8 protein-coding genes are annotated in these 13,634 nt (G+C 58.5%); all 8 read right to left on the bottom strand.

Features of this window, described 5'->3' with window-relative positions:
• On the bottom strand, nt 1-207 hold a 207-nt coding region (locus P1S46_08450), incomplete at its 3' end, for a GTP-binding protein (GenBank protein ID MDF1536514.1).
• Between the two features lie 44 nt (nt 208-251).
• Complete coding sequence (gene fusA / locus P1S46_08445; protein MDF1536513.1) at nt 252-2,333, bottom strand: elongation factor G; 2,082 nt, start codon at nt 2,331-2,333, stop codon at nt 252-254.
• Nucleotides 2,334-2,368: 35 nt separating this feature from the next.
• Nucleotides 2,369-2,839 (bottom strand): 30S ribosomal protein S7, encoded by a 471-nt coding sequence (rpsG, locus tag P1S46_08440; GenBank protein ID MDF1536512.1) that lies wholly within the window; start codon nt 2,837-2,839, stop codon nt 2,369-2,371.
• A gap of 15 nt (nt 2,840-2,854) precedes the next feature.
• The gene (rpsL, locus tag P1S46_08435; protein MDF1536511.1) at nt 2,855-3,226 is read right to left on the bottom strand and encodes a 30S ribosomal protein S12; all 372 of its coding nucleotides are present in this window, start codon (nt 3,224-3,226) and stop codon (nt 2,855-2,857) included.
• Nucleotides 3,227-3,657: 431 nt separating this feature from the next.
• On the bottom strand, nt 3,658-7,764 hold the full coding sequence (gene rpoC / locus P1S46_08430) for a DNA-directed RNA polymerase subunit beta' (protein ID MDF1536510.1): 4,107 nt from the start codon (nt 7,762-7,764) through the stop codon (nt 3,658-3,660).
• Between the two features lie 76 nt (nt 7,765-7,840).
• A complete protein-coding gene (gene rpoB, locus P1S46_08425) occupies nt 7,841-12,025 on the bottom strand; it encodes a DNA-directed RNA polymerase subunit beta (GenBank protein MDF1536509.1) in 4,185 nt (1,394 codons plus the stop codon).
• Between the two features lie 110 nt (nt 12,026-12,135).
• Nucleotides 12,136-12,513: a 50S ribosomal protein L7/L12 gene (gene rplL, locus P1S46_08420; GenBank protein MDF1536508.1), complete on the bottom strand. Its 378-nt coding sequence runs from the start codon at nt 12,511-12,513 to the stop codon at nt 12,136-12,138.
• Nucleotides 12,514-12,567: 54 nt separating this feature from the next.
• On the bottom strand, nt 12,568-13,089 hold the full coding sequence (rplJ, locus tag P1S46_08415) for a 50S ribosomal protein L10 (protein ID MDF1536507.1): 522 nt from the start codon (nt 13,087-13,089) through the stop codon (nt 12,568-12,570).
• Nucleotides 13,090-13,634: the final 545 nt, after the last annotated feature.

Genomic DNA, 13,634 nt, shown 5'->3' with positions numbered 1-13,634 from the left:
CTCCACGTGGGCCGTGGCGATGGTGATTCCGCGCTCACGCTCCTCGGGAGCCTTGTCGATCTCGTCGAAAGGCACAAAGGTCGCACCGCCGGAATGGGCGAGACACTTCGTGATCGCGGCCGTCAACGTCGTCTTGCCGTGATCAACGTGACCGATCGTCCCAACGTTAACGTGCGGCTTGGTCCGCTCAAACTTCTGCTTGGACATCATCTCCTCCTTGAGTGGTCAGCTCCTGAAAGATCTTCAATTTTTCAGGCAACGCCCGAGTGGGCGAGGACTTCCTCGGCAATGTTAACGGGCACCCGCTCATAGTGCGCAAAATGCATGGAGTAGGTTGCCCTTCCCTGTGTCATGGAGCGCAGGTCGGTGGCGTATCCGAACATGGCAGCGAGAGGTACGGTGGCCGTCACGATCCTGGCCCCGGCCCTTTCGTCCATATTCGACACCTTGCCGCGGCGGCTGCTGAGATCACCCATGACGTCTCCCACATACTCCTCCGGTACAACGACTTCCACGTCCATCACCGGTTCGAGGAGGACGGCACCGGCTTTCCTGGCGGCCTCCTTGAAGGCCATGGAGCCTGCAACCTTGAACGCCATCTCCGACGAATCGACCTCGTGGTACGAGCCGTCGAAAAGGCTCACCTTCACGTCGAGGACCGGGTAGCCACCCAGGATCCCCTGGTGGGACGCCTCCTCGACACCCTTCTGAACGGCGGGGATATACTCCCTTGGGATGACCCCACCCACGATGTTGTTCGTAAATACGATACCGCTTCCAGTCTCCCCGGGCTCCATCTCGATCCACACATGCCCGAACTGGCCGCGGCCGCCGCTTTGCTTGATAAAGCGGGCCTCGGCCTTGACTGAGGCGGTGATCGTCTCCCGGTAGGCGACCTGCGGTCGTCCGACGGTCGCGCCGATTTTGAACTCGCGCATGAGACGGTCGACGATGATCTCCAGGTGCAGTTCCCCCATCCCGGCAATGAGGGTCTGTCCGGTGTCGGGGTCCGTTGTTACCCTGAAAGTGGGGTCCTCCTGGGAAAGTTTCTGCAGTGCCGTGCCCAGCTTCTCCTGGTCAGCCTTGGTCTTCGGCTCGATGGCGATGGAGATCACAGGCTCCGGGAAGTCCATCTCCTCGAGAAGGATCGGCCGGTCCAGGGAGCACAGGGTATCCCCCGTCACGCTCTTGGAAAGGCCCACACAGGCCACAATGTCCCCGGAATAGACATCCTTGATGTCCTCCCTCTTGTTGGCGTGCATCTTCAGGAGCCTCCCGATGCGCTCCTTGCGACCTGAGGTCGCGTTGAGAACATAGCTGCCCGCCGCAAGGTGGCCGGAATAGATCCGGATAAAGGTCAGGTGTCCAACGAAGGGGTCGGTCATGATCTTGAACGCCAGGGCCGAAAAAGGCGCATCGTCATCGGCGGTCACCGTCAAGGCGTCGCCATTGCGTGGATCAATCCCGTTCATGGGCGGAGTGTCGAGGGGAGAAGGAAGGTAGTCCACAACAGCGTCGAGAAGGGTCTGTACGCCCTTGTTCTTGAAGGCACTGCCGCACATGACAGGGACGATGGCAAGTTCAAGGGTGGCTTTGCGGATGACCGACTTGACACGATCGACATCGATCTCCTCGCCTTCGAGGTACCTCTCCATGAGAGAGTCGTCCATGTCGGCCAGGGACTCCATGAGGGCCTCCCGCGCCCCGGCAACCTCGTCTGCCATTTCAGCCGGAATGGGGACTTCCTGTATTGCCGCCCCCAGAGTCTCTTCGTCAAAGATATACATGACCTCACGTACCAGGTCGATGATGCCGCGGAACTTGTCCTCGGCTCCGTAAGGGATCTGGATAGGGACAGCCGTCGCGCCGAGCCTGTCCCTTATCATCTGGACTACCCGGCCAAAATCGGCACCGGTCCGGTCCATCTTGTTGACAAAGGCGATCCTCGGAACGCGGTACTTGTCAGCCTGCCTCCAGACCGTTTCCGATTGCGGCTCGACGCCGCCAACGGAGCAGAACACCGCCACCGCGCCATCGAGGACCCTGAGGGACCTTTCCACCTCCACGGTGAAGTCCACATGGCCGGGGGTGTCGATGACGTTGATACGGGTATCCTTCCAGAAGGTGGTGGTGGCAGCCGAGGTGATGGTGATCCCCCGCTCCTGTTCCTGCTCCATCCAGTCCATGACAGCGGCGCCATCGTGGACCTCCCCCATCTTGTGGGAGACTCCAGTATAAAAAAGGATCCGCTCGGTGGTGGTCGTCTTACCGGCATCGATGTGGGCCATGATACCGATATTTCTATGATTTTTGAGTTGATACTGCCGTGCCACTTTTATTCAGCAACGCTGGGCGTTGACTGCCTCCTCTACCACCTGTAATGGGCAAAAGCCTTGTTGGCTTCGGCCATCCGGTGGACATCTTCCTTCTTCTTGATCGTATTACCGCGTTTGTTGGCGGCGTCGATAAACTCGTTGGCTAGCCGCTCCACCATGGTCCGTTCGGTGCGGGCCTTCGCGTTGGATATGAGCCAACGGATGGCGAGAGCCAGCTTCCTGTCAGCCCGTACTTCGATGGGAACCTGGTAGGTAGCACCGCCCACCCGCCTGGATTTCACCTCCAGGATAGGTTTCGCGTTCTCCACAGCACTTTTGAAAACCCCCAGGGGGTCCTCATGAACCTTGTCCTGGATGAGGTCCATGGATCCGTAGAAAATCTTCTCGGCCAGGCTTTTCTTGCCGTCAAGCATGAGGTTGTTCATGAACTTGGCAACGAGCTTGTCCTTGTACTTCGGATCCGGAATAACATCTCTCTTCTGGGCACTTCTTCGTCGAGCCATCTGCTGCCTCCGGTGTTACTTGGGTCTCTTGGTCCCGTATTTGGACCGACTCTGCCTCCTGTCGGCGACACCGGCTGTATCAAGGGTGCCCCTCAGGATGTGATAGCGGACACCGGGAAGATCCTTGACCCTGCCGCCGCGGATAAGAACCACCGAGTGCTCCTGGAGGTTATGTCCGACCCCCGGGATATAGGATGTGACCTCGATACCGTTGGTCAGCCTGACGCGGGCCACTTTCCTGAGGGCTGAGTTGGGCTTTTTTGGTGTCGTGGTGTACACCCTCGTGCAGACACCCCTTTTCTGGGGGCACTGCTGCATGGCCGGGGTCTTTGACTTTCTGACCGCTTTCTTCCTGCTCTTTCTCACCAGCTGGTTCAGTGTCGGCATGTTTCAACTCCTCGTTATGACCCCTGATTTCAACCTGCAGGGACCCTTAAAGGGCATAAGGAGCCTGTCGCGGCGCACACGGCCCTTGTGGGGGCCTGCTCCAGCTCCCTCATTACCGGCTCCCGGGTTTTATAACCCTTTGTTTTTGAACCGGAAATTCTTTTCGAAAAAGCCCCGCAAGGGGCAACTTTCCGCTTATGGGAAAACTCAGAAATATTATCGATGCAAAGTTACTTTGTCAAGGGGTTTTAAGTTAACAGTTAACAGTTCACTGTTTACAGTGAAATCGCCTGAAAATAACCGTTTTTGAAGGTTTTCCAGACTGTTCACCGTATACTGTCAACCGTTCACTCATAAGGCAGATTAAAAAAACACGGACGGTCATATAAAGACCGTCCGTGTTATAGCGATCTGGCAAGAAATCTGCCTTACTACTTCTCCCTTTCCGCCATGACCCGGGCAACGTCCTCAGGGATCTCCGTGGGAGCGACACCCGCATTGAAATAACGCTTGAGCCCGGTGCCTGCCGGGATGAGCCTTCCCACGATGATGTTCTCCTTCAGTCCCCTCAGGTAATCGACCTTACCGGAGATGCTCGCCTCGGTGAGGACCCGGGTGGTCTCCTGAAAGGAGGCCGCCGAAAAATAACTTTCGGTGTTGAGCGACGCCTTGGTGATCCCCTGGAGGATCGCCTTACCCGTGGCGGGTTTGCCGCCCTCCCGGATGACCCTGCCGTTCTCTTCCGCGAAATCGACCCGGTCGATCTGCTCTCCAACCATGAGCTTCGAATCACCGACATCCTCGATGCTCACCTTGCTGAGCATCTGACGGATGATCACCTCGATATGCTTGTCGTTGATCTTGACGCCCTGAAGCAGGTACACCTCCTGCACCTCGTTAACGAGGTACTTCTGGAGTTCTTTCTCACCGAGGACGTGGAGGATGTCGTGAGGGTTGGGGGATCCGTCCATGAGAGGTTCACCTGCCCGCACCCGGTCTCCCTCATGCACGCTGATGTGCTTGCCCCGGGGGATCAGGTACTCCTTCGGTTCACCCACCTCAGGCCTGACCTCGATGCGCCTTTTGCCCTTGAGGTCGCGGCCGAAATGGACCACGCCGTCGATCTCGCTGATGGTGGCCTGCTCCTTGGGGATCCTGGCTTCGAAAAGTTCAGCGACCCGCGGCAGACCACCGGTAATGTCCTTGGTCTTGGTGGTCTCAATGGGGATCTTGGCGATGATGTCACCGGGCATGATCTCGTCCCCTTCGTTGACCATGACGATGGCGTTTGACGGCATGAAATAGCGCGCTGTGGACTTGGTGCCGGGAACCTTCAGGGTACGCCCTTCTTTGTCCTTGATGGAGACCCTGGGTTTTTGTTCGGTGCCCTGGTACTCGGTGATGACCTTGGAAGCGATGCCGGTGACTTCGTCAACCTGCTCCTTCATGGTCAGGCCTTCCTTGATGTCTCCGAACTTGATCTTGCCGCCGACCTCAGTGATGATGGGCGTGCTGAAGGGATCCCATTCGGCCAGGAGCATCCCCTTCTGGACCTCGGCGCCGTCGGCGACCTTGAACCGGGCGCCGTAGATGACCGGGTACCTCTTCTTCTCCCTGCCGTTCTCGTCCACGATGGCGGCCTCTCCATTGCGGTTCATGACAACGAGGTCCCCCTGGCGGTTTGCGAGGGTGTTGAGGTTGATGCAGCGGAGGAAACCGTCGACAGGGGCCTCGAGGGAGGTCTGTTCGATGTGCCTGCTGGCCGTACCGCCGATGTGGAAGGTCCGCATGGTAAGCTGGGTGCCCGGTTCGCCAATGGACTGGGCGGCGATGATCCCCACCGCTTCGCCCATGGCCACCAGTTGTCCCCTGGCCAGGTCGCGGCCATAGCATTTGGCGCACACACCCCTTCGTGCCCGGCAGGTCAGGGTTGAACGGATCAGGATGCCCTCGTACCCCAGGCCGCGCTTTTCGATCTCCTCAACGGCGATCTCGTCGATCTCCGCGGCCGCCCTGACGACGACCTCGCCGGTTTCGGGATCCTTGATATCCTCCAGCGCGATCCTGCCGAGGATTCTCTCTTCGAGGGGCTGGATGACCTCGCCGCCTTCCACCAGGGAGGTGACGCGGATCCCGTCGAGGGTCCCGCAGTCGTCCATGATGATGATGCACTCCTGGGCAACGTCAATGAGCCTCCGTGTCAGGTAACCCGAGTTGGCCGTTTTCAGGGCTGTATCGGCAAGGCCCTTCCTGGCTCCGTGGGTGGAGATGAAGTACTCGAGGACCTTCAGGCCCTCCCTGAAGTTTGCCCGGATAGGCGTCTCGATGATCTCACCGGACGGTTTGGCCATGAGGCCTCGCATACCGGCAAGCTGCCGGATCTGCTGAGCCGAACCCCTGGCTCCCGAGTCGGCCATCATGTAGATGGAGTTGAAGGTCCCTTCACCCCCGATCCCCTCATCTTCCAGAGAGGTGATGACCTCGTCCGCCACCTCCTCGGTGACCTGTGCCCAGATATCAACGACCTTGTTGTAACGCTCGCCATCCGTAATGAGGCCCTCGGTGTACTGGGTCTGCACCTCGGTGACCTCCTTTTCGGCACGGCTCATGAGCTCGGCCTTTCGGACGGGTATGTGCATATCGTCCACGCAGATCGACAGCCCGGACTTTGTGGCGTAGGAAAAACCCATAGCCTTGAGGTTGTCGAGAAGGTAGATGGTCTTCTCGTTGCCGGCCTCCATGAAGGAGGTCATGATAAGCTCGCCGAGTTCCTTCTTCCGAAGCTGGCGGTTGATCAGGGGGAAGGGTATCTCCTCGGGTACGATGTCATACAGGAGCACCCTGCCCACTGTTGTGTCGATGATCTCACCCTTATGCCGGGCCTTGATGGACGCCTGGAGGGCGACAATGTCTCTGTCGTAGGCCATGCGTACGGCATCGAAGTTGGAGAACACCATCCCCTCACCGAGTGACTTGGGACGCTCCTTGGTCATCCAGTAGATACCAAGAACGATATCCTGTGTGGGGACGACGATGGGCCGGCCGTTTGCCGGGGACAGGACGTTGTTGGTCGCAAGCATCAGGGTCCGCGACTCCATCTGTGCCTCGAGGGACAGGGGAACGTGGACCGCCATCTGATCGCCGTCGAAGTCCGCGTTGAACGCCGCGCAGACCAGAGGGTGGAGCTGGATCGCCTTGCCCTCGATGAGGACCGGCTCGAAAGCCTGAATGCCGAGGCGGTGAAGGGTCGGTGCCCGGTTCAGCAGGATGGGGTGGTCCTTGATGACCTCGTCCAGCACGTCCCACACTTCGGGACGTTCCTTTTCCACCATCTTTTTGGCGCTCTTGATCGTCGTCACGTGCTCGTACTGTTCGAGCTTGTGATAGATAAAGGGCTTGAACAACTCCAGCGCCATCTTCTTGGGGATGCCGCACTGGTGGAGTTTGAGTTCCGGGCCGATGACGATAACGCTGCGGCCGGAGTAATCCACACGCTTGCCGAGAAGGTTCTGCCGGAACCGGCCCTGCTTGCCCTTGAGCATATCGGACAGGGATTTGAGAGGCCGCTTGTTGGAACCGACGATGGGCCGTCCGCGCCGTCCGTTGTCGAACAGGGCATCCACCGCTTCCTGCAGCATCCTCTTCTCGTTGCGCACGATGATCTCCGGCGCGCGGAGTTCCATGAGGCGCTTGAGGCGGTTATTCCGGTTGATCACCCGTCTGTAAAGGTCGTTGAGATCCGAGGTGGCAAAGCGGCCTCCGTCCAGCGGGACGAGGGGGCGCAGCTCGGGAGGCAATACGGGGATGACGTCAAGGATCATCCACTCGGGCCGGTTGCCCGACGATCTGAACGACTCCACCGTCTTGAGCCTCTTGACCACCTTCTTCCGCTTGGCCTCGGAGTTGGTCTCCAGCATCTCGGTCCGCAGGTCCACTGCCAGGAGGTCCAGGTCGACGCGGCCCAGGAGTTCCTTGACCGCCTCGGCGCCCATCCCGGCGACGAAGCTGTCGCCGTAATCCTCGCGCAACTCCCGGTAACGGTCCTCCGAGAGCAGTTCCCGTTCACTCAGGCCGGTGGACTCAGGCCCCGGATCGAGGACGATATACTCCTCAAAGTAGAGCACTCTCTCCAGTTCCCTGAGGGACATGTCCAGCATGAGACCGATGCGGCTGGGAATCCCTTTCATGAACCAGATGTGGGCCACGGGGGAAGCCAGTTCGATGTGGCCGAGACGTTCTCTCCTTACCTTGGACTGGATCACCTCCACACCACACTTTTCGCACACGATACCGCGGTGCTTCATCCTCTTGTATTTACCGCAGTTGCACTCGTAATCCTTGGTAGGACCGAAGATCTTGGCGCAGAACAGGCCGTCCCTTTCGGGCTTGAAGGTCCGGTAGTTTATGGTCTCGGGCTTTTTCACCTCGCCGTAGGACCATGCGCGGACCTTTTCAGGCGAGGCCAGCCTCAGCCTGATGGCGTTGAAGTTCGTGGGATACTTCGGACGATCGAAGTGCTCACTGTAAAAATCGGTCAAAGGCATCAATTACCTCCAAAGAATCAGTATTTAGTACTGAGTACTTGGTACCTGGGGCTTCCTGATCGGGAACCGATCAGGCTCCTCCTCCTTCTTCTTCAAGCAGCTCCACGTCCAGGCAGAAACTCTGCAGTTCCTTGATGAGGACGTTGAAAGATTCCGGAAGGCCCGCATCCATGCCGTTTTGCCCTTTGACGATGGCCTCGTACATCTTGGTCCTGCCCGCCACGTCGTCCGACTTCACGGTGAGCATCTCCTGAAGGGTGTGTGCAGCGCCGTAACCCTCCAGGGCCCATACTTCCATCTCACCGAAACGCTGTCCGCCGAACTGGGCTTTGCCGCCCAGGGGCTGCTGGGTGACGAGGGAGTACGGCCCGATGGACCTGGCGTGGATCTTGTCGTCCACGAGGTGGTGCAGCTTCAACATGTACATATAGCCGAGGGTGACGGCCCTGTGGAAAAGCTCGCCGGTCTTGCCGTCCACGAGCCTGGCCTGCCCCCGCACCGACATACCGGCGATCTTCAGCAGTTCCTGGATCTCTTCCTCGTTGGCGCCGTCGAACACCGGGGAAGCGACCAGCAGGCCGTTATTGAGATTCCGGGCCAGATCGAAAACACCGTCCTCGTCCAGGCCGTCGATAATATCCTTGACCTTCTTCCCGGCCTCGGTAGGTCTGTCAGCGCCGTAGACTTCCCTGAGCATGCTGCGGACCTTGGTCACCGTTGCGTTGGAGTTGACGAGTTTCCCTACCTGCTCGCCAACACCCTTGGCTGCCCAGCCCAGCATGATCTCGAGGATCTGCCCGACGTTCATACGGCTTGGGACCCCAAGGGGGTTGAGCACTATGTCCACGGGGGTCCCGTCCTCCATATAGGGCATGTCTTCCACCGGGACAATCTTGGAAAGGACACCTTTGTTCCCGTGCCGGCCCGCCATCTTGTCGCCAACGGACAGCTGGCGCTTGATCGCCAGGTAGACTTTGACCATCTTGATGACTCCGGGAGGGAGTTCATCGCCCTTACGCAGTTTTTCAATCTTGCCGTCGAAGAGGCGGCGGATCATCTCCTCCTGGTTTTCCGATCGCTGCTTCAGGATCATCATCCGCTGAAGGGCTTTTTGATCCGCAAGGGGGATGTCGAACCACCTGACCTTGGGCAGGTCCTCAAGGATCTTCGTGGTGACCTTGCCGTCTTTCCTGGCAGCCACCTTGCCGTCCGGCCCCCTGAGGTCGGCGTCCAGTTTCTTGCCCTGGATGGTGCTGCGGATCTTTTCGTACATGCTGTTGCGCACGATGCGGATCTCGTCGTCACGGTCCTTGATGTACCGGGCAACCTGATCGTCCTCGATGGCCTGGGCACGGTTATCCTTGTCCATACCTCGCCTCGAGAACACCTTGACGTCGATGACCACCCCCTCGACCCCGGGGGGAACGCGGAGGGATGTGTCTCTCACATCACCGGCCTTCTCGCCGAAGATGGCCCGAAGGAGCTTTTCTTCGGGGGTCAGCTGGGTCTCTCCCTTGGGGGTGACTTTCCCGACAAGGATATCTCCGGCATTCACCTCGGCGCCGATACGGACGATGCCGGACTCATCCAGGTCCTTTAACGCTTCCTCGCCCACGTTGGGGATATCCCGGGTGATCTCTTCCTTCCCCAGCTTGGTGTCGCGGGCCATCACCTCGAACTCCTCGATGTGAATGGAGGTGAAGACGTCCTCCTGGACCAGCCGCTCGCTCACGAGGATGGAGTCCTCGAAGTTGTAGCCGTTCCAGGGCATGAACGCCACGAGGATATTCTTGCCCAGGGCCAGTTCGCCCCGGTCCGTGGCAGGACCATCGGCAATGACGTCGGCGGCGTTAACGTGCTGTCCCGGCTGGACGATGGGGATCTGGTTGATGCAGGTATTCTGGTTGGACCTCATGAACTTGATGAGGTGGTAGATGTCTACGTTGGACAAGCCATCGACCCCTTCCTTGTCCTCTTCCGACTCGTCAACCTGGATGACGATCCGGCCGGCATCCACGCTCTCCACCACTCCGCCGCGCTTGGCGATGACCACGGCACCGGAATCCCGGGCAGCCACTGCTTCCATGCCGGTGCCCACCAGGGGTGCCGATGTCGTCAGGAGGGGCACCGCCTGCCGCTGCATGTTGGAACCCATGAGTGCCCTGTTGGCGTCGTCGTTCTCCAGGAACGGGATGAGGGAGGCTGCCACCGAGACCAGCTGCCGGGGGGACACATCCATGAGATGGACATCGTCCTTAGGCACCATGGTGGGCTCTCCACCGACCCTGGCGGCGATGAATTCGTCGACGAACCGGTTCTTGCTGTCGAGGGCCGCGTTGGCTTGGGCGATAGAGTATCTGTCCTCCTCCAGGGCCGACAGGTAGATGATCTCGTTGGAGACCTTTGAGTTTTCTACCTTGCGGTACGGCGTCTCGATGAAGCCGAACTCGTTGATCTGGGCAAAAGTGCTCAGGGAGGAGATGAGCCCGATGTTTGGACCTTCCGGGGTCTCGATGGGACAGATCCGGCCATAGTGGGTCGGGTGGACGTCCCTGACCTCGAAACCGGCCCTTTCGCGGGTCAGACCGCCCGGGCCGAGGGCGGAAAGGCGCCTCTTGTGGGTGATCTCCGAAAGGGGATTGGTCTGGTCCATGAACTGGGACAGCTGGCTGGACCCGAAGAACTCCTTGACCACCGCCGAAACCGGCTTGGCGTTGATGAGGTCGTGAGGCATGACCGTTTCCATCTCCTGGATGCTCATGCGCTCCTTGATCGCCCTTTCCATCCGCACCAGGCCGATACGGAACTGGTTCTCAAGCAGTTCGCCGACGCTCCTCACGCGGCGGTTGCCCAGGTGGTCGATGTCATCGGCCACCGCTTCCTTGATACCGCTTCGAAGCTTCACCAGGTACTTCATGATGGCCACGATATCCTCTTTCATGAGGACGCGGGCCTCAAGGGGCGGAACTTCCTGACCGAACAGTTCCCTGAGTTCCTCTGCCAGCTTGATGTTGATCTTCAGGCGCCCGACCCGTGAAAGGTCGTAACGGTCGTCGGAGAAAAAGAGACGGTCGAAATGGGCCTTGGCGGTCTCCAGGGTTGGAGGATCGCCGGGGCGAAGTTTCCTGTAGATCTCCAGCAGGGCGTCTTCCTGGTTGAGCACCTTGTCCGTTGCGAGGGTGTCCCTGAGGGAGCTTTCGTACCTGTTGTTGTCGATGAACAGGATCTCCAGCTCCGAAACACCGGCCTCTGTGATCTTCCCCAGGACATCCTGGGTGATCTCCTCGTTGCAGTCGCCGATGATCTCGCCGGTGCCTGTGTCCACGACCGGGGAAGCCAAGTACCGCCCGAGAAGATCCGTGACCGGATCGATCTCGAACTCGGTGATCCCGGCAGCCTCGATCTTTTTGGCCGACGAAGCGAACACCTTGCGGCCTTCCCGAACCAGTACATCCCCGGAAGAAGGGTCCACGATGTCCCTGGACACGTTCTGCATCTCCACGGTCTTGCGCTGGTAGGTCTTGAACGCCTTGCCGCCATGCAGTCGCACCCTGTCGATGGGGTAGAACAGGCGGATGATCTGTTCCGGATCGTACCCGAGGGCCCTGAGCAGAATAGTGGCGGGGATCTTGCGGCGGCGGTCGATGCGGACGTTGATAAGTAACTTGGCGTCGTACTCGAAATCCAGCCACGAACCCCTGTAAGGGATCACACGGGCCGAGTACAGGGGGCGCCCCCCGACCATGGACTTGCTCTTGTCCGGCTCGTAGAAAACGCCGGGGCTCCGATGAAGCTGGCTGACGATGACCCGCTCGGTTCCATTGATGATGAACGTCCCGTTTGCAGTCATGAGGGGGATCTCGCCCAGGTAAACGTCCTGTTCCTTCACCTCCTTGACCTTCTTGGTCTTGGTCTCCTCGTCCACCTCGAGGTGGATGAGGCGGATGGTGACGTTGAGGGGCGCGGCAAAGGTCATTCCGCGGTCCTGGCACTCCTGGACGTCGAATTTTGGCTCCAGGATGTCGAACTTGGCGTAATCGAGCAGGGTGGTCTTGGAGTAGTCCTCAATGGGAAAGATCCCCTTGAAAACGGCGTGAAGACCGGTTTCCTCCCGCAACTCGGGCTCGATATTGATCTGAAGGAACTTCTCGTAGGATTCTTTCTGGACCTCGATCAGGTTCGGCATGCCTATGATGGACGGGAGTCTTGAAAAATCTCTTCGCAACGGCATGTTGGGCTTAGCGGCTTGGGCCATCGTCTCACCTCACGGGGGATACAGCTGATAACAGTTTTGCATTTAAAAACCAACATGGGAGGAGGCCCTTCGACATGGCTCTCCTCCCTTGACCTTCAGGCTGGATCCGGCTACTTGATCTCCACCTTGGCGCCTACTTCCTCGAGCTGCTTTTTGGCATCCTCGGCTTCGTCCTTGGAGACACCTTCCTTGATGTTGCTGGGGGCTCCGTCAACCAGGTCCTTGGCTTCCTTGAGGCCAAGGCCTGTGAGGGTGCGGACGACCTTGATGACCTTGATCTTCTCGGCGCCGATCTCAGCGAGAACCACATCGAACTCCGTCTTCTCTTCCTCGACCGCAGCGGCGGCACCGGGAGCGGCGGCCACGGCCACGGGGGCGGCTGCCGACACGCCGAATTTTTCCTCAAGCTCCTTGACGAATTCGGCCATCTCGAGAACTGTCATTTTTTCAATAAACTTGACAACATCTTCTTTTTTGATATCAGCCATCGCATTTTCCTCCTGATACGATCATCATTTTTATTATGTATGTGGTGGTCGATCCTACGCGGCTTCTTTCCCGCGCTGGATCGAACCGAGCACTCTGACAAAACTGGCCGGCACTTCGGAAAGTGTCCGGACAAAGTTGGTTGCCGGCGCGTTCATGGATGACAGGGCAGTGGCAATGAGTTTTTCCCTGTTGGGCATTTCGGCCAGCATCTTGATCTCCGCCAGCTCAATAACCTTGCCCGAAAGAATACCGACGATAGCTTCGATCCTGTCATTGGTCTTGGAAAAATCCACGAGAACCTTGGCAGGACCGACCGGATCCGACTTTGTGTAAAGGAGCGCAACAGGACCGATAAAACGGCCTTTGACGTGCTCGAGGGGTGTTCCGTCTGCCGCCCGGATGGACAATGTGTTCTTGACCACCTTGAAGCGCGCATCGACGTCACGAAGTTTGATTCTCAGGTCAGACAGCTCCTGAACGGTCAGCCCGCGATAATCAGTGAGCACAGCCATCTCGATCCCCGAGAAAAGTTCGTGCAGCTCTTGTATTTGAATGTCTCTATCGGCGCGTCCCAACTTTTCTCCTCCTTTCTTTCAGTTTTTGACGTGATGTTCACCACGCCGGTCTGACAAGGACAGGATGAGACTTGAAGTGGTCCGCAGCCTTCCAGGTAGGGATCATGGAATGCCTTGGAAGTCACACCGCGTCTCGGCGGGGCGCCCGTCGGGGCATTTAATCCGTCTTCCCTCGTCAACCCTTTACGAAACAATGCTGGGTTTTGAGCTTCGACGTGACCCGGCTGTCACTGAACTTCCGGTGTGGCCTGGTTTCAGCACGTTCTTAAACGGGCACTGCGCGCCGGTGTAAAAGGCGTGCGGTCCGACCGTTCCCCTGGCCGGGGGAACTGCCCGGTTTTGACTATGATAGGGTCGCAAAAGGTCCAATCCGGGACTTTTCGTGACCCATTAATATCCTGGGGAAAGGGAAAAACGTCGTTTTTCCTTTCCTCACAAAGACTGCTGATAGATCGCCAAAGTCCGGGTAGGACTTTGGCTCAACGGGAACCGAAAAGCGTGGTTTTCGGTTCCCTCACGGATCGAACACACAGCCATTGGCACTC

The organism is bacterium (assembly GCA_029210545.1).
In the GTDB taxonomy this organism is placed as follows: domain Bacteria; phylum BMS3Abin14; class BMS3Abin14; order BMS3Abin14; family BMS3Abin14; genus JARGFV01.
This window is presented reverse-complemented; position numbering and strand designations above follow the sequence as displayed.